We start from the raw sequence: 17,017 nt of genomic DNA on the forward strand, positions 1-17,017 counted from the left end.
TCCTGCCTGCTGGAACAAGCAAGCAGTCAGAATCCAGCCTCGGACCGTAATTTCTGCATCAGCGTGTGCAGGCTTTTCTCATAACGCTCATTGCTCAGACGTCCGTTCTCATCAAACTCATTCGAACTGTGCGCCAGATGGATTTCCGGCCCTTGCAGAATGCGCGTTTGAAACGGCACCATGAAAGCGCGCAGGATCATCTGTGCGCGTTCTCCCCCGGCGCGACCCGCCGCAGCAGACATCACGGCAACAGGTTTGTCTTTCCACGGGTTGCCCTCAGTCCGACTGACCCAATCAAGCGCGTTTTTGAGAACACCTGATGGCCCTTTGTTGTATTCGGGTGAGGAAATCACAACTGCATGTGCCTGTGCGATCTGATCGGCCAGAGTTTGAACCGAAGCTGGAATGCCTTCGTTGACCTCCAGATCACCGTCATAGAGCGGCAGGTTAAGGTCGGCCTCGACAAAGCTGCCAGGCTCGAACAGGCGTGCAGCTTCGCGCATCAGCTTTCGGTTGGTTGCGTCCTTACGCAGCGATCCGGACAGGCCAAGCAGGATAGGGTCGGACATCAGGGGAAACTCCGATTGTTGTTTCCCCGATAGATATACCGGTACGTGGCCGGACCAAAGACCTGTTGACGCACAGTCACTGCGCACAAACAGGGCATCTTGCGGGATGCCCTGCTTTGGAAGCTAAGTGTCAGCTATTACCGCTGGGGACGATCACGATCTCAACCCGCCGGTTCTGGGCTTTGCCTTCCGGCGTCAGGTTCGAGGCAATCGGGTTGTTCTCGCCCTGACCGATGGTGGTAATCCGGCCAAAGCTGACGCCATTGGCCTGTAGAATGTCCGCGACCGCATTGGCGCGCCGCACCGATAGAGCCTGATTATAGTCCGCAGCCCCATCACTGTCGGTATGACCGATGATCTGGACGTTCGAATTGGGATAGTTGACCAGGTTCTGACCAACCCGCGACAGATCAGCCCGCAGCGCGGGGCGCACGGTGGCGCTGTCGGTGTCGAAGGTAATGTCGTTTGGAACAGTTACGATCAACCGATCTCCGGCATTCACGATTGTGATCCCGTCATTGGCCAGTTGCTGGCGCAGCTCAGCCGCTTGCCTGTCAAGTTGGTTGCCGATCAAACCACCGCCTGCAGCACCGATAGCCCCACCGGCCAACGCACCCAGCAACGGGTCCGAGTCATTGGCAATGGCCCCGACACCCGCGCCGACAAGACCGCCCAGAATGGCACCCTGCTTGGCGTTTTGATTGGGGTCGCTGGGTAGGCTCAAGGTTCCGGGGTCGGTACAGGCCGCCAATGCCAGCACAGAACACAGCCCCAAGGGCAGGACAAACTTGGAAATAGTCATGAAATCACCTTCTGCTCCGAATACCCGTTCGCCGGGTTTGCTTCGTTTGGCGCAGTATAACACCCCGTCCGCAGGGGGCCTCAAGCAACAAATCGGTGAAATGGGCAAATACCCGCCCTTCAGGCGGATGATCTGTCCCAGGTGTTCTGTTCCTGCCAGATCGCACGCAGAGGCTGGCCCTGACCGCAAAAATGTTCATCGACCAACTCGCAGGACCAGATCCGGTCGGTTCGGAAATGACGGAACCCGCTGCGCATCTCGCACCAGCCGGCCAGCATGGTGCATTCGATGTGATAGATCAAAGCAACCGGCCGGATGATCCGGTCCGTGCGCTTGTCGTCTGAATCCTGATAGGTGATCCGCAGCTTCTGCTCGGCTCGGATGGCTTCGCGATAGGTGGCAATCGAAATGCACCCCTTTGCCGGGTCATCCGCCGGTGCGCCCCATGGCGCGACCTGCAACCAGTCGGCAGGCGCGCGCAAAGCCTCGATCTTGCGGCACACACGGTTGGCGGCCTGTTGCAACGTACTGTCGCCTGTGCGCGCCAGCATCGATAGGCCAACCCACAACGCCTCAACCTCTTCAGCATCGAAATTCAGCGGCGGCAAATCATAGCCGCGCCGCATCAGATACCCCACGCCCGCCTCACCTTCTATGGGCGTCCTCTGCGCCTGCAAGGCAGCAATGTCGCGATACACCGTGCGTACTGACACTTCGAGCTTCGCCGACAGCTCCTCTGCCGTCACCGGCCCAGAGGAAGCGCGAAGAATCTGAATGATTTCAAACAGGCGGGCGGAACGGCGCATGTCAGTCTCCTGATGTTCTACTGACACATTAGCACATACCCCTGACACCGTGGTGGCAGGAGCATTGCGCAATTCTGAACAGGAATTCAGCGCAGGAGAGTGCTATGCCATACCACGACAACCACGTCATGATGACCCTGAAACTGGACCGCTGGGCGCAAGACCATAGCTTGCGTGCGTTCGAAATTGAACGCGAACTGGCCGGGGCTCGGCACCGCCAAACCGTGCGCCCGCAAAGCCCCAGACGTCGATTTTCACTGGGGAACCTCAAAATGCTGTGGACAAGCCAGGCTTGAGGTTAGAACGCCGCGGCGGCCCGAAACTTCATTGCCACACCGCCGTCGGGGTTTTTCAGGCGCAGTTCTTCGGAATGCAGCATCAATCGAGCAAAATCCCGCGACGGCCCCTGGGCATAGAACGGATCGCCCAGAATCGGATGACCCAGAGCCTGCATGTGAACGCGCAACTGGTGCGAGCGCCCGGTCTTGGGAAACAGACGAACACGCGTGGTCTTGTCCTCGTATCGCACAACACGCCAATCAGTCACTGCCGGTTTTCCAGTGTCGTGACACACCTTTTGAAGAGGACGGTTGGGCCAGTCGACAATCAAAGGCAGGTCCACAGTGCCCGTCTTCGCCTCAATATGCCCCCAGACCCGCGCGACATAGGTCTTGCGGGTCTGCCGGTTTTCAAACTGCAGGCCCAGATGACGCTGCGCATGGGGCGTTTGGGCAAAAACCATAACGCCTGATGTATCCCGATCCAGCCTGTGCACCAGCAGCGCCTGCGGAAAGACCGCCTGAACGCGGGTCAGCAAGCAATCGGCCAAGTGCTCTCCGCGACCCGGGACGGATAACAGGCCCGAGGGCTTGTTCACCACAATCAGCTGCGCATCTTCGTGCAGAACTTCCAGCGGCGTATTCGGGGGATCATAGGTTGCGCTCATGCGGGCCTGACTATCTCAGCGATCAACCTCCCGCAACGTCGTCCTTGCCTGAATGCCAGGGTTCGGCAACTCTGACGGCAATCAAAGGAACTGGACATGCACCCAACGATCGAACACATGAAAGAGGTTGTCGCCAAGGGTGACGAAAGCCTGATCCAGGCCTTGCTGGCCGAGGATGTCCGCTTCTCCCCGCCGACCTACTACAGCACCTGGACGGGACGTGCGCCCGTGGCAGCGGTGCTTGGACATGTCGGGCAGGTTTTCTCAGAGTTTCGGTATCGCCGGATCATGGGCGAAGGTCATGACTGGGCACTCGAATTTCAGTGCAAGGTCGGAGAACTGGATGCGGTCGGGGTCGACCTGATCACGCTGAACGGTGACGGGCTGATACAGGAATTCGAAGTGGTCATGCGCCCCTACAAAACCATCGGTGCGCTCCGCGAGGCGATGATGGCACGCGTGATGACCGACCCCAGATTCCTCGATTTCAAGGATGCTCTGGGTTAACCATGCCGACCCCGATCGCCGTGGATCAGATCTTGCGACTGCCCTTGTTGCCGGTTCTGGCTGTGCAAGGGCTGGCAGTGCGGCGGAATGCGCAACTGCTGCCAGAACCGACCGGCCCGCGCGAAGGACGCAACGGCAGCGGTCCTAGGCTGCGCCTGCTTATCACCGGCGACAGCTCGGCAGCGGGCGTCGGAGCCGGAACTCAGCAACAGGCGCTTTCGGGTCATCTGGTAGACCAGTTGGCGCGCCATTACAGCGTTGAATGGCGGCTTGAGGCCACGACGGGACACACGACACAAGATACGCTCGACAGGTTGAAACAGCTTGAGGGCTCCTTTGACGCCGCGGTGACCGCTTTGGGTGTCAACGACGTCACGCGTGCCGTGACACAACAGCAGTTCGTCACGCAGCAAACCTGTTTGCTGGAGCATCTGACCGGGCCCTTGGCTGTCCGCCGGATCGTCGTGACCGGTGTGCCGCAGATGGATCGCTTTCCCGCACTGCCGCAACCGCTTGCCTGGGTGCTTGGAAAACAGGCGGCAAGGCTGGACGAAGGGCTGCAACAGGTCGTACGTTCCTTTTCTCAGGCCCGCCATCTGCGCTTAGATCTGCCGGATGACCCTGCACTTGCCGCCCTCGACGGGTATCACCCCAGCCCTAAGGCCTATCGACTATGGGCCGAAGCCGCTGCGGAACGACTTCGTCAGGACTGAGCCCGCAGTTGACGGATCATCGGCACGCTATAGACCACCAGCGCTGACCAGATCAGTGGAAAGGCAATCATGCGTCCTCGGTCGATCTGTTCGCCAAACAGCGTAATCGCAGTAATGAAAATCATCGTGGGTGCAATGTATTGCAGAATGCCCATGGTCGACAGGCGTACCAGCTTGGCCCCATTCGCATAGACCAGCAGCGGGATCGCCGTCACCAGACCTGCCGCCGCCAGCAGCAACGTATCCGTAGCACCGGACCCAAAGCTTCCCCGCCCTTGGACCCCAAGCCAGGTGACGTAAGTCAGAGCGGGGATCAGCAGGATCAGAACCTCAAGCAGAAATCCCTGATTGGGGCCAATTGGCAGCGACCTTTTGAAGAACGCATAAAAACCCCAGCTGAACATCAGACCAAGCGCGGCCCAGGGCAGCTTGCCCGCCTCAAGAACCAGCACCAGAACCCCAAGGGCTGCCAACCCGACCGCCACCAGCTGCGTCCGGGTCAAGGGTTCTCGCAACAAGATCGCGCCGAGTGCGATACTGAACAGAGGGTTGATGTAATAACCAAGCGCCGCGTCCAACGCATGACCACTGGCAATCGCCCACACGTAGATCGCCCAGTTCACCGAAATCAGAGCAGCCGTCAAACAGGCCATGCCCAGCATTCGCGGATTTCGCAGCGCCGCTTTCAAATCTGCGGTGCGCCCCAAGGCTACCAACAGCAACCCGGCCACCGGTACTGACCAAATGATCCGATGCGCCACAATCTCGACCGGACCGATATGCGCCAGAGCTTTCATATAAAGCGGCAAGAACCCCCAAAGCACATATGCGGTGACGGCCAATGCTAGCCCATTGGGTGTATCTGCATTCTGGTCAGAGGGCGGAATTGTAGCCATGAAACATCTCCGGTTGGCGACGCTTCTGTCTAAAGGACGAAAGCCGGGAATGGGAACCGCATATTCTGTTGGGGTACCAATCACGAATATTGATGCATCTCTACCCCGTGGCGGCATTTTGCGAGGCTCTGCCTCGCGCTCCGGGATATTTTCAGACAGGTGAAGAACGGATCCCCTGCTTCATCTGTCCAAAAATATCCCGGGGGAGTCGCCCGGAACGGGCGGCGGGGGCAGCGCCCCCAACCGCTATACTATCAGACTTTGACCCGCTCGGATTTCGGGTCGTACATCGGCTTGATCGACGCTTCGGCTTTGACTTTGACGCCGCAGACGTCGATCTCATAGGTCGAAGCCAACACATCCGCCGGTTTTTCTCCTTCGCAGGGGACGTAACCCAAGCCGATTGCTCCGCCCAGCGTGTGGCCGTAGTTGCCCGAACTGAGATACCCCACATATTCGCCGTTCCGCACAATGGGTTCATTGTGGAACAGCAGCGGCTCGGGGTCGGTCAACCGGAACTGAATAAGGCGGCTTTTTGGTCCGCTTTCCTTCCGGGCAATCACCGCCGCGCGACCGATAAAGTCGCAGCCCTTGTCGGTTTTCACCGCAAAGCCAAGCCCGGCGTCGACGACGTGATCCTCGCAGGTGATGTCATGGCCGAAATGGCGGAAGCCTTTTTCAATCCGGCAACTGTCCATCATGTGCATCCCGCAGAGTTTCAGGCCCATATCCTGCCCAGCCTCGTGCAGCGTTTCAAACACATGCCCTGCCATGTCGGACGAGACATAGAGTTCCCAACCGAGCTCACCCACATAGGTCACACGATGGGCGCGGGCCAGACCCATGCCGATCTCGATCTCTTGTACCGTGCCGAACGGATTGGCAGCGTTTGTGAAATCATTGGGTGAGACTTTCTCCAGCAGCGTGCGCGCATTTGGCCCCATGATGGCCAGAACACCTTCGCCAGCTGTGACATCAGTGATGACGACATTGAACTGGCCTGAATGACGCTGCATCCATGTCTGGTCCGCCAGTCGCGTCGCGGCCGGGGTTACGACCAGATAGGCCGTTTCGGACAGACGGGTGACGGTCACATCCGCTTCGATCCCGCCTGCGCGGTTCAGGAATTGCGTATAGACGATCTTGCCAGTGGGCACGGCGTAATCGCCGCCCCCGATATAGTTCATGAATGCTTGGGCATCTGGACCTTCGACCCGGATTTTGCCAAACGAGGACATATCGTACATGCCCACATTCTCGCGCACCGCGCGGTGTTCAGCGGCCGCGTTTTCGAACCAGTTCTGACGCTTCCAGCTATATTGGTACTCCCGCTCCTGACCTTCGTTTGCAAACCAGTTGGCGCGTTCCCATCCCGCCAACTCGCCAAAAACGGCGCCATGTTCCTTCAGGTGGTGATGAAATGGCGTGCGACGCACGCCGCGCGCGGTGGCCTTTTGACGATAGGGGTAGTGGTCGGCGTAAAGCAGGCCCAGCGTTTCTTTCGAACGCTCGAACAGGTACTTTTTGTTACCCTGAAACGGCTGCATCCGGCTGATATCCACATCGCCCAGATCAAACGGTTTTTCGCCGCTGTCCATCCATTCAGCCAACGCCATGCCAGCGCCGCCGGCAGACTGAATACCGATCGAGTTGAAGCCCGCCGCGACCCAGACGTTGTCCATCTCGGGCGCAAGGCCAAGATGATAGGCGTCGTCAGGGGTGAAGGATTCGGGTCCATTGAAGAATGTGTGGATGCCTGCCTCGGCCAGCATCGGCATACGTTCACACGCGGCCTCGAGGATCGGTTCAAAGTGGTCAAAGTCCTCGGGCAGTTGATCAAATTCGAAACTGTCGGGGATGCCGTTCATCGCCCATGGTTTGGCATTGGGTTCGAACGCACCCAGCAGGATCTTTCCTGCGTCTTCCTTGTAATACGCACATTCATCCGGGACACGCAGAACCGGCAATTGGGTCAGGCCTTCGATATGTTCGGTCACGATATAGAAATGCTCGCAGGCGTGCAGTGGGATATTGGTGCCCGCCATGCGGCCAACCTGATGCCCCCACATACCGGCGCAGTTCACCACCATGTCGCATTCGATGTGACCCGAGGCGCTGCCGTCATCTGCGACCCAGTCAACACCCGTAACCGTGCGGCCCTCTTTGACAATGTCAGTGACCTTGACGCGTTCCTTGATAAGTCCGCCCCGTTGCCGCGCGCCCTTGGCCAGTGCCAACGCGATATTGGCTGGATCGCCCTGCCCGTCCAGCGGCAGGTAGACGGCCCCCTTGACGCCTTCGAGATTGAGATGCGGGTATAATTCCTGCACCCTCTCGTTCGAGATTTCCTCGACCTCGACACCGAAGGCGCGGGCCATTGCGGCCTGACGATAGATCTCCTCCTTGCGTTCATCGGTCAAAGCCACGGTGATCGACCCGCAGCGCTTGAAGCCGGTGGCGACGCCCGTTTCCTCTTCGAGCGAATTGTAAAGCTCCTGGGTGTATTTAGCCAATTTAGTCATGTTCGACGACGCGCGCAGCTGCGCGATCAGACCCGCCGCGTGCCATGTTGTACCGCTGGTCAATTGCTTGCGTTCAAGCAACACCACGTCTTTCCAGCCTTTTTTGGTCAGGTGGTAGGCAACTGAACACCCGATCACGCCGCCGCCGATGATGACCACACGGGCCTTGTTTGGAAGATCCGCCATTTTCATGACTCCGAACGATTAGATTTTGCTCATATTTGCATGACCAAGCGACGCAGAATGTATCAAAAGCGTCAGAGCCTTTGCAAAAATCACCGTTCTGAAGATTGCCGCTTTTGCCGGCGCAAGACATGAGGCGTTATGCCGAAAAAGCTTTTGTAGACCGTCGAAAATCCGTTCGGGAAACCGCAGGCCAGACCGATCTCGTGCACACTCATTGTGGTGTTGAGCAACAGGTTGTTGGCCTTTGCCAACCGCATTTCTCGGTAAAAGCCGTTCGGCGTTGTCCCGAAGAATGCCTTGAACTTGCGCTCGAGCGAGCGGTTGGACAAGTTCAGTACCTCTACGATCTGATTGATTGGCAAAGGGTCTTCGATATTGGCCTGCATCAGCTTGATGCATTGATCCAGTTTGGCATCACCCGTGGCCGTGTTTTTGGACCCCGAAAAGGGCTGCAGCGACGAAAAATCCCGGATGTTTTCGTGCAGCATGATATCCGCCACCGTCATTTTGGCAGGGCCCGAGATGTGCCGACCTATTACTGCCAGCGCAACATCGGTCGTTGCCTCCATCCCGGCGCAGGTCACCACCGCGCCCTGTTCCGTTGCCAGCGACAGCTTGGCCTCGAACCGGGCACCGCGTTCGCGAAGGAACGAGGCGTTTTCCCAATGCGTCGCCATGTCAGCCGTGCCCTGTTCATCGATATAACGGCTGGCGGCTTCAGCAAGCAGAAATACCTGTGCGCCGTTATAGGTATAGTCCGATACAATGCGGCCAAGGGACAGATCGGGCTGATCCGGGTCTGAATTGCCGATCACGAACAAGTAATCCGCGCTTGGCCGGGGCGGGATCGGATCGGTCGGAACCATCGCGTTGCTGCTGCTATCAACAGCCCCACCCCTAAGCGAGCGATACGTGAAACTGAACGGAGGCTGCGGGCAGACGCGGTTTGCCAGACGCAAAACCTCGACCAATGCAGCAAATTCCAGCAGGACAAAGCCCGGCGCAACCAGTATGTCGAACTGGAGCTGTTTGGCAGAGGTTTTGGTCCCCGTGTTTGCCGATCCGGCCCGCATACTGTCCCCTTAGACAATCCTGTGCCCAGCGGCCTGCAGCTGTTCAGCCATCGCTTGGATATGATCCGGCCCAACCTCGCAGCAACCGCCCACAATGGTCGCCCCTTGTGCTACCCAGGCCAACGCGTGTTTGGCATAGGCATCGGGGCCAAGATCTTGTCGCCGTTCCAGCGCATCCACGGTGGGCGCGTCCTGTAAAAACCCGTCGGTGATCCCTGTGAACCCGTTGGCATAGGCGCCGTAGGGCAGACCAAACCGTGACAAGATATCAAGCGCGGCAGGAATCGCTTCGGGGCGCGAGCAGTTTATCAGCAACGCCTGCGGAGCGTAACGCGCGACCAGCGGTGCGATGTCGCCTAGCGCCTCGCCCGACCGCAGGCGTGTGCCATCATCGTCCATGACAGACAACGCCAGCCAGACGGGTTTGCCACAATTTTCCGTACCGCGCAGCGTGCCCTCGGCCTCTAGCACAGACGAAACGGTTTCGATCAGAAACAGATCAACGCGGTCCGCCATCAACTGCACCAGTTCTCGATACTTGGCTGCGGCGTCATCAGGGTCAGGTTTCAGATCCGGGCGGTAGGTCGCGAGCAATGGACCCAGAGCACCGGCAATCCGGCCTTGTCCCTTGCCCCGCGCCCGCTCGGCCTGCGACAGGGCAGCGTCGATCAGCGTGGGCAGCTGATCCTCAAGTCCGACACGTTCCAGCCGCGAACGGTGAATGGCGTAGGTATTCGTTGTGGCAATCGTCGCACCCCGGTGGAAATAGTCAGCATGAACATCGCCCACCAGATCAGGCTGATCCATCATCACCCGTGTGGACCATAGCGGAGTGGGTTTATCACCACTGCGTATAACCAGCTCCTGCCCGATCGAGCCGTCCAGCAATGTAATGTCCGCCATGCGCCAATCTCCTTACGGAACCAGAACAATCTTTCCCGGCAGAGCCTTTGATTGGAACATCTCCTGCGCCTTAGCAATCTCGCGCAGCGGAAACGTCTTCGAAACCAGAGGTTTGATGCGGCCTGCATTTATCAACTCTACCAGACGTTCAAATACCTCAAACGTCTGATATGTGCAGCCGTGAATTGTGATGTCACGCAGATAAATCTCGCGCAGGTCAGCCTGCACTATGGGACCGGCAATCGCCCCTGAAACCGCATAGTGCCCACCTGGTTTCAGCGCCCCGATCAGGTTTGGCCAGGCAGGGCCGCCAACAATGTCGATCACGACATCCACGCTATCCTTGGGTAGCGGAGCGTTGCGGTCAAAGGTGTCCGCAGCACCTTGCGCTTTGACCACGTCGGCCTTGGCCGCACTGGTCACGCCCCAGACGGTTGCACCACGCAGAGCGGCCAGTTGCACGGCGGCAAGTCCCACCCCGCCAGAGGCACCCGTGATCAACACCTTATGTCCGGCCGTAACCCCAGCACGGGTCAACAGGTTCTCGGCGGTGCCAAAGGCACAAGGGATGGCGGCGATTTCGATATCCGACAGCGGAGACCGCGTTATGTCATAGAGATCATCCGCCTGAACCAGACAATATTGCGCAAAAGCGCCGTCGATCTCGGACCCCAGCGCGATAAACCCCTGTGGATTGCCCGGGCGCGGGCGCGGCAGGTTGATCGGACAGGTCACGCGCTGGCCTTGGGCAAAGCCGGTTTCAGGCCCCGCAATTTCGACGATCCCGCACAGATCGCCACCCTGAATGCGCGGGAACTGCAGGGCACCGCCCCAACCTCCGGCCTCGACCTTCTGATCGACCGCATCGGTGGCCCCGGTCACGTCCGGCGAATACCAGCCGATCCGCGTGTTGATATCGGTGTTGTTCACCCCGGCGGCTGCAACCCGAACCAGAACCTGACCGGGTCCGGGCCGCGGCACTGGGATATCCTCGCGCCACTGCAGCGCCTCTGGCCCACCGTGGTGGGTCAGATAGACACCTTGCATGACGCTTGGGACAGACATGGTCACGCCCGCAGCCGTGTGTTTTCAGGATCCCAAAGGGGTTGATCTTCTTGAACCACCGCCGGGTATTTCTGCCCGTAAATCTCGACCTCAAGCGCGGTTCCCACTACGGCCAGTTCGGGGCGGACCATGCCCAAGGCAATGGACTTGCCCACCCGATAGCCCCAGGCGCCCGAGGTGGTCTCGCCCACAATCTGATCGCCATGCCAGATGCAGGACATATAGGGCGCGTCGGCGTCACCCGCCTCGACAACCAGTGTGGCAAAGGCTTTTTTGATACCCTGCTGCTTTTCGTTCTGGATCGCGGGTTTGCCCGGGAAATCCTGTGGCTTGTCCAGTTTAACGAACCGTTCCAGCCCACCTTCAAGCAGCGAGTAATCGGTCGACAGATCGCCCTTCCACGCGCGATAGCCCTTTTCGATGCGCAGCGAATTCAAGGCGTACATGCCGAATGGCTTGGCGCCTGCTTCGAGGATCGCGTCATAGATGGCGGGCATATGGTCGTTCAGGGCATGCACCTCCCAGCCCAGCTCACCCGCGAAAGAGACGCGGATCAAGAAAACGGGTTGACCTGCGACAGTGGCGGACTGATGGGTTAGCCAGCCGCTGGACAGGTCCGCATCCGACAGGCCCGACAGGATGTCGCGCGATTTCGGGCCGGTGACGATCAGCGTATCGCGGGTGGTGGTGACATCCTCGACGCTGACGCTTGCGGGCATCGCGGCCAAAAGGATGTCGCGGTCATGCCATTGCGCGGTGGCGGCGGTGATCATGACGAATTCGTCCTCGCCCAGACGGATGCAGGACATTTCGGTCAGGATGCGACCCCGGTCATCCGAGATATAAACCAGATTGATCCGCCCCACCTTAGGCAGGCCGCCAGTGATCAGCCCGCGCAGAGCCTCGGCCGCGCCCTCGCCCTTGACCTCAAAGCGCGAAAACCCCGGCAGGTCCAGCACGCCGCAGTGATCGCGCACCGCCTCGCATTCTTCTTTGATCCGCTGCTCCCACGGGCCGGAGCGACCCCATGTATGCGTGGCCTCAAGCGAGGTATCGTCGCCCGGCTGCGCGAACCAATTGGCGCGTTCCCAGCCGTTATAGGCCCCCATGACACCGCCCATTTCCTTGATTTTGGCGTGAACGGGTGAGACTTTCTTGTCGCGGGCGGCGGGCCATTCGTGGTGCGGGAAATGCATGGCGTATTCGTTGCCATAAACCTCCATGCCCTTCTGGTTGCAGTAGTCCTGATCGGTGTAATCGGTGTAACGACGCGGATCGACGGCCCACATGTCCCATTCGGTCGCGCCATCGACGATCCATTCGGCCAGCACCTTGCCAGCCCCGCCGCCCTGCGCGATGCCAAAGGTAAAACTGTGCGCCTCGAACGCGTTTTTCACACCGGGCATCGGGCCGATCAGAGGCAGACCATCCGGCGCATAAGGGATCGGGCCGTTGATCACGCGCCCCACGCCCGAGGTCGCCATCAGCGGCACCCGCTCCATCGCGTCGGTGACGATGTCCTCTATCCGGTCCAGATCGTCATTCCACAGCTGGAAGCTGAAGTCCTCGGGCATTAGATCGTCTTCGGTCATCCAATGGCCCTTGCAGTTGGGTTCATAGGGACCAAGGTTGAACCCGTTCTTCTCCTGCCGAAGATAATAGGAAACATCCACGTCGCGCAGCAGAGGCAGCTTGCCGCCGTTTTCCTTCGACCATGCTTCGACCTCGGGGATTTCGTCGGTCAGCAAGTACTGGTGGCTCATGACCATGGCCGGCACGGTGCGCCCACCGTAGGGTTTGAACATTTCACCCACACGCTGCGCGTAGTAGCCGGCAGCGTTGACCACATAATCACAGGCAATGTTGCCCTTATCCGTGTGAACGATCCACGTGCCATCGTCCTGCTGGGTCACACCCGTCGCCGGGCAGAAGCGGATGATCTTCTGCCCCAGATCTCGCGCGCCTTTTGCCAAGGCCTGCGTCAACTGAGCCGGGTCGATATCTCCATCAGTCGGGTCGTACAACACACCCTCAAGATCATGGGTTTCGAGGAACGGATAGCGTTCCTTGGCCTGTTCGGGCGTCCACATCTCCATCGGGATGCCCTGATAGCGGCCCATCGCCATAGCGCGCTGAAACTCCTGCATCCGTTCCTTGCTGTGCGCCAGACGGATCGAGCCCGAGACGTGATAGTTCATCGGGTAATCGACCTCATCCGCAAGGCGCGAATACAGCTCGGTCGAATAGCGCTGCATGTTCATGATCGCCCATGAGGTCGAAAATGTCGGCACGTTGCCCGCCGCGTGCCAGGTGGACCCGGCTGTCAGCTCGTTCTTTTCCAGCAGAACGCAGTCGGTCCAGCCCTTTTTGGCCAGATGATAAAGCGACGAGCAGCCGACAACGCCGCCGCCGATGATGACCACACGGGCCTTGGTTGGAAAGTCACTCATGCGCTTGGTTCCCTGTTAGTGTGCCCGTTGGGGCAGATCGTCCTGAATGTCGTAATAGTCGCCCTTGTCGGCGACAAAGATGTGCTGGGCGAGCCCAAGCCCGGTGGGTTCGTCCAGTGACCCAACCGAAACGGCGATCGTATCCTCATCATTGTGCTGCCAGAACAGGAATGAGCCGCAGGCGCTGCAAAAGCCGCGCTTGGCAATGTCCGAGGCGCAATACCAGCGCAGCGTCTCGTCGGCAGTAAAGCTGAGGTTGTCCTGATGCGTCACGCTGGATGCCCACAGATGCCCCGACTGCTTGCGACATTGACCGCAATGGCAGGCATTGGGCGGGGTGAGGTCTCCGGCAATAGTGAACGCGACCTTGCCGCACAGGCAGGATCCTTTGTGCATGTCATTACCCCTTTGCTGCAGGCGCAGTACTGGTGCCCAGTAACACGCCATAAATGATGAAACAGGCCGCCATGATGCGGCGGACCCATTTGTTGAACACAGCCCCCAGCGCCGCTTTACCCATCAGCGCGCCTAGCAGAGTGAAGCCCGTATAGCTGAGCGTTGTGATGATCAGTGCAGTCGGCATGATGACCGACATCTGCTGCCAGATCGGCACGTCGGGCTGCACGAATTGCGAAAACGCGGCGAGGTATCCCGCAACGCTTTTGGGGTTGATCGTCGCCACCACCAGCGCGTGCAGATAGACATGCCGAGCAGGTCGTTCCGAGGCGGGCGCGGGTTTCGAAGCATTCATCCAGCCGCGAACACCAACCCAGATCAGAAACCCTGCCCCGACCAGCTTGGCGATGAAAAACCCGGTGGGTGAGGCCGCGATCAGCGCCGTCACGCCCAGCGCCGACAGGATCAGAAACCCGCTGGCCTGTGTCAGGATCGCCAGCACGCCCAGCATCGCCTTGGCAAACGGCAGGCTCATCCCGTTTGAAATACAATTGACCGCGTTCGGCCCGGGCGTGGTGACAAACACCACCCAGAACAGCGCGAATATGGTCCAAGTCTCGAAACTCATCAGTAGACCGGCGGGGCGATGACCCAGATGGCCACGGCGGGCTCATCATAAGGGTTGGCCCAGTGATAAGGTTCATGCTTGATGCGGAAACTGTCGCCCTCTGCGACAGTGAACTTCTGCGTGCCGATCGTCAGATCAAGGCGGCCCGAAACCATAAAGCCCACTTCCTGAGTTGGCCGGTTGGCCGGGGTCTGCATTCTGGACTGCGGCTCGAATGTGGAATGTACCATCTCGAAATCATCCGTCAGGTCGGGCGAAAGCAGTTCTTCGATCAGCCCTTCCTTGTCCGAGCCCATCGGGCGGCGTGTGCCGGACCGGACGATATAGCCCTGTTCTTCAACTGGTGCGGCGGAATGGGCAAACAGCATCGACATCGGCACACCCAGACACTCTGCAATCTGGCGCAGGTCCGAGATCGATGGGTCGGACATGTCCCGTTCGACCTGACTGAACCACCCGACCGAGCGATTCAGCCGTGCCGCAATCTCAACCAGCGTCAATCCGCGCGCCTTGCGAAGGGCCCGGATATCGGCACCAAGCGTCGCGCTGTTGGGGGCCTGAGAGTTCAACGGAAGCTCCGACGTTTCGTGAAATTTTACCTCTGATTTTCACGATGGGGCGAATCGGTGAAAATTCCAAGCGTTTTTTCACTTGGTCCTAAGCCCGCTTTTGGATATGCCGCGCCCATGTGGATCGCGGTGGCTTATCTGTGGGCAATCAACGCCCTGACATTGCTGGCCTTTGGCTGGGACAAGCTGCGTGCACGCCGCAGACGCAAACGGGTGCGCGAGCGTACTTTGCTATGGTTCGCAGTCCTGGGCGGAAGTCCCGCAGCGCTGGTCGGGCGGTGGATATTCGGTCACAAAACACGCAAACGGCGTTTTACGTTCTGGTTGCTGTGTATTTTGGGCGCTCAGGCAGGTGTCTGCTATTTTCTTCTGTCCGAGGATGTCACCCGATGGCTTTTGCCTCAAGCGTGACACTCGTCAATTGATCAAAGCGCCCGGCTATTTTGAAAGCACCTCAAGCGCCATTTGCTTCAGGTGACGCATATCCGTGCCGCAACAGCCGCCAAAGACCTGAATGGATGGGTTGTCCCGCATCGCGGCGGCAATCTCTTGACCAAGTTGGACCGGATCGCCATCGTCAAGTTCCTCGGCCTCATCCAGCTCGGCGTGCGAGCAGCTTGACGCGTTTGCAACAACACCTTTGAGCCTTGGATGCGCCTTGATCGCATCGGCAAAGTGGGTCGGGTGGGCGCAATTGACCATGTAGAACAGCGCTGCGCCGTCTGTTTGCACTTCGATCTGATCTATTGCATCGATTAGGGGTGTCCCGTCAGCCAGACAACCATCGGTTTCGACCACCAGCGACATGATGATCGGCAACCCAATGTCCTGCGACGCCAGAATACAGCCCGCCGCTTCACCTGTGCGGTTGAATGTATAGCCCGTCACCAGATCGACACTGGTTTCTTTCAGGGCCGAAAGCTGCGCAGAGTGATATGCGCGCGCCTGCCCGACAGAAATGGGAGGAACGTCGGCATAGGGATCGTATCTTGGACCTATGCAGGCAGATACCAACACATCGTCCCGGTCCGAGCCTTGCCGTACCTCTTCCATCAGGGCAACACCGTCCTTGTTGACCACACGCAGACGCTCGGCATCGTAGCCCAACGGGGCCGCCCGATCTGCATTTGCCATCCAGGTTGGTGCGTCCAGAATGCATCCCAACCCCATATCCGCAGACAGTTCAACAAGATCACGCATTTGCTGCGCCAGAATTGCCCGGGTTTCAGGGTTTTCCAACAGCGGAAACGAGGCAAACCCCGGAAGCTCGACCCCGTGGTTGAAGATCAGGTCCGTACCTGTGCCTGCGTAGACAAGAAATTTACTGTCAGTCTCATGTGGGAGTTTCTTTGCCATATCTACGCCCCTCGATCATCAACGTTGGCCAATGATAGCAATGATCGGAGCGTCCACAAAATCGGAGGGCTGGTTGCCGCGACTCTATAGGTTGGAAAACACTTGCGCCAGAATAGCACCCAGTTGCGCCGCGTCTTCTTCCGTAAATGCATCCGGCTGATCGCTGTCGATGTCAAAGACCGCAATGACCTGACCTGTGGCATTTCTGACTGGTAGCACAAGTTCCGACCGGGTAGAGGATGCGCAGGCGATGTGGCCCGGGAAAGCGTCCACATCCGGGACAAGCTGAACTTCTCCGGTTCGGGCGGCGGCGCCACAGACGCCGCGTTCGAACGGGATCACAAGGCAGCCGTGACCACCTTGATACGGGCCGATTTTCAACAGCCCTGGTTCGGTCACACGATAGAACCCGGTCCAGTTGAACCGGTCGTCTGAATGGTGCACCTCGCAGGTGATCGTTGCCATCAAGGCAACTGCATCGGTTTCACCTTCGGTCAGCGCGGCGATGGTTTTGGCGAGTGTTTCGTAATCGGCCGTCATGGATCGTGCTTTGTGCTGGGTCCAAGGGGACGCTGCCCCCTCTTGAGCCGCAGGCTCAATTCACCCCCGGAGTATTTGGAAAAAGATGAA

Annotated in this window: 19 protein-coding genes; 4 read left to right on the top strand and 15 right to left on the bottom strand. The window is 58.9% G+C overall.

Annotated elements, in window-relative coordinates:
- Positions 1 to 26 precede the first annotated feature (26 nt).
- From ACR0FG_RS14735 to ACR0FG_RS14745, 3 genes are all read right to left on the bottom strand, one after another.
- Positions 27 to 569: an NADPH-dependent FMN reductase gene (locus ACR0FG_RS14735; RefSeq protein WP_480893740.1), complete on the bottom strand. Its 543-nt coding sequence runs from the start codon at positions 567 to 569 to the stop codon at positions 27 to 29.
- Positions 570 to 699: 130 nt separating this feature from the next.
- Entirely contained in the window at positions 700 to 1,371 is a 672-nt protein-coding gene (locus ACR0FG_RS14740) for a YiaD family glycine zipper/OmpA-like lipoprotein (protein ID WP_480893741.1), read from the bottom strand.
- A gap of 119 nt (positions 1,372 to 1,490) precedes the next feature.
- Positions 1,491 to 2,177: a helix-turn-helix transcriptional regulator gene (locus ACR0FG_RS14745; RefSeq protein ID WP_480893742.1), complete on the bottom strand. Its 687-nt coding sequence runs from the start codon at positions 2,175 to 2,177 to the stop codon at positions 1,491 to 1,493.
- A gap of 104 nt (positions 2,178 to 2,281) precedes the next feature.
- Between ACR0FG_RS14745 and ACR0FG_RS14750 the strand changes: the two genes are divergently transcribed.
- The gene (locus tag ACR0FG_RS14750) at positions 2,282 to 2,473 is read left to right on the top strand and encodes a hypothetical protein (protein WP_480893744.1); all 192 of its coding nucleotides are present in this window, start codon (positions 2,282 to 2,284) and stop codon (positions 2,471 to 2,473) included.
- Positions 2,474 to 2,475: 2 nt separating this feature from the next.
- On the opposite strand, the gene ACR0FG_RS14755 is transcribed toward ACR0FG_RS14750, so the two are convergent.
- Positions 2,476 to 3,123 (bottom strand): RluA family pseudouridine synthase, encoded by a 648-nt coding sequence (locus tag ACR0FG_RS14755; protein WP_480893745.1) that lies wholly within the window; start codon positions 3,121 to 3,123, stop codon positions 2,476 to 2,478.
- Positions 3,124 to 3,219: 96 nt separating this feature from the next.
- On the opposite strand from ACR0FG_RS14755, the gene ACR0FG_RS14760 reads away from it, so the two are divergent.
- Positions 3,220 to 3,630: a nuclear transport factor 2 family protein gene (locus ACR0FG_RS14760; RefSeq protein ID WP_170714441.1), complete on the top strand. Its 411-nt coding sequence runs from the start codon at positions 3,220 to 3,222 to the stop codon at positions 3,628 to 3,630.
- Positions 3,631 to 3,632: 2 nt separating this feature from the next.
- Positions 3,633 to 4,343: an SGNH/GDSL hydrolase family protein gene (locus ACR0FG_RS14765; protein WP_480893747.1), complete on the top strand. Its 711-nt coding sequence runs from the start codon at positions 3,633 to 3,635 to the stop codon at positions 4,341 to 4,343.
- On the opposite strand, the gene rarD is transcribed toward ACR0FG_RS14765, so the two are convergent.
- The 9 genes from rarD to ACR0FG_RS14810 form a co-directional block, all read right to left on the bottom strand.
- A complete protein-coding gene (gene rarD, locus ACR0FG_RS14770; RefSeq protein ID WP_480893748.1) occupies positions 4,334 to 5,239 on the bottom strand; it encodes an EamA family transporter RarD in 906 nt (301 codons plus the stop codon). The two genes, ACR0FG_RS14765 and rarD, sit on opposite strands and share 10 nt — an antisense overlap.
- Positions 5,240 to 5,493: 254 nt before the next feature.
- A complete protein-coding gene (locus ACR0FG_RS14775) occupies positions 5,494 to 7,947 on the bottom strand; it encodes a GcvT family protein (RefSeq protein ID WP_480893750.1) in 2,454 nt (817 codons plus the stop codon).
- Positions 7,948 to 8,036: 89 nt separating this feature from the next.
- Complete coding sequence (locus ACR0FG_RS14780) at positions 8,037 to 9,020, bottom strand: GlxA family transcriptional regulator (protein ID WP_480893752.1); 984 nt, start codon at positions 9,018 to 9,020, stop codon at positions 8,037 to 8,039.
- A gap of 9 nt (positions 9,021 to 9,029) precedes the next feature.
- The gene (locus tag ACR0FG_RS14785; protein ID WP_480893753.1) at positions 9,030 to 9,923 is read right to left on the bottom strand and encodes a homocysteine S-methyltransferase family protein; all 894 of its coding nucleotides are present in this window, start codon (positions 9,921 to 9,923) and stop codon (positions 9,030 to 9,032) included.
- Between the two features lie 12 nt (positions 9,924 to 9,935).
- Positions 9,936 to 10,988 (bottom strand): alcohol dehydrogenase family protein, encoded by a 1,053-nt coding sequence (locus tag ACR0FG_RS14790; RefSeq protein WP_480893755.1) that lies wholly within the window; start codon positions 10,986 to 10,988, stop codon positions 9,936 to 9,938.
- Between the two features lie 2 nt (positions 10,989 to 10,990).
- Entirely contained in the window at positions 10,991 to 13,438 is a 2,448-nt protein-coding gene (locus ACR0FG_RS14795; protein ID WP_480893757.1) for a GcvT family protein, read from the bottom strand.
- A gap of 15 nt (positions 13,439 to 13,453) precedes the next feature.
- Positions 13,454 to 13,834 carry a GFA family protein gene (locus tag ACR0FG_RS14800; protein ID WP_480893759.1) on the bottom strand — a complete coding sequence of 127 codons (381 nt, stop codon included), beginning with the start codon at positions 13,832 to 13,834 and terminating at the stop codon, positions 13,454 to 13,456.
- Between the two features lie 4 nt (positions 13,835 to 13,838).
- Positions 13,839 to 14,462 carry a LysE family translocator gene (locus tag ACR0FG_RS14805; RefSeq protein ID WP_480893760.1) on the bottom strand — a complete coding sequence of 208 codons (624 nt, stop codon included), beginning with the start codon at positions 14,460 to 14,462 and terminating at the stop codon, positions 13,839 to 13,841.
- A complete protein-coding gene (locus tag ACR0FG_RS14810) occupies positions 14,462 to 15,031 on the bottom strand; it encodes an XRE family transcriptional regulator (RefSeq protein WP_170714414.1) in 570 nt (189 codons plus the stop codon). Before ACR0FG_RS14810 ends, ACR0FG_RS14805 begins: the two co-directional genes overlap by 1 nt.
- Before the next feature lie 57 nt (positions 15,032 to 15,088).
- Between ACR0FG_RS14810 and ACR0FG_RS14815 the strand changes: the two genes are divergently transcribed.
- The gene (locus tag ACR0FG_RS14815; protein ID WP_480893761.1) at positions 15,089 to 15,442 is read left to right on the top strand and encodes a DUF1294 domain-containing protein; all 354 of its coding nucleotides are present in this window, start codon (positions 15,089 to 15,091) and stop codon (positions 15,440 to 15,442) included.
- 27 nt (positions 15,443 to 15,469) lie between these two features.
- On the opposite strand, the gene ACR0FG_RS14820 is transcribed toward ACR0FG_RS14815, so the two are convergent.
- Together ACR0FG_RS14820 and ACR0FG_RS14825 are read right to left on the bottom strand one after the other, a co-directional pair.
- Positions 15,470 to 16,387, bottom strand: a complete 918-nt coding sequence (locus ACR0FG_RS14820; RefSeq protein WP_480893762.1) for a homocysteine S-methyltransferase family protein — start codon at positions 16,385 to 16,387, stop codon at positions 15,470 to 15,472.
- Positions 16,388 to 16,471: 84 nt separating this feature from the next.
- Positions 16,472 to 16,927, bottom strand: coding sequence for a GAF domain-containing protein (locus tag ACR0FG_RS14825; protein WP_170714410.1), 456 nt, complete (start codon positions 16,925 to 16,927; stop codon positions 16,472 to 16,474).
- Positions 16,928 to 17,017 lie beyond the last annotated feature (90 nt).

This window comes from Ruegeria sp. E1, from assembly GCF_056534225.1.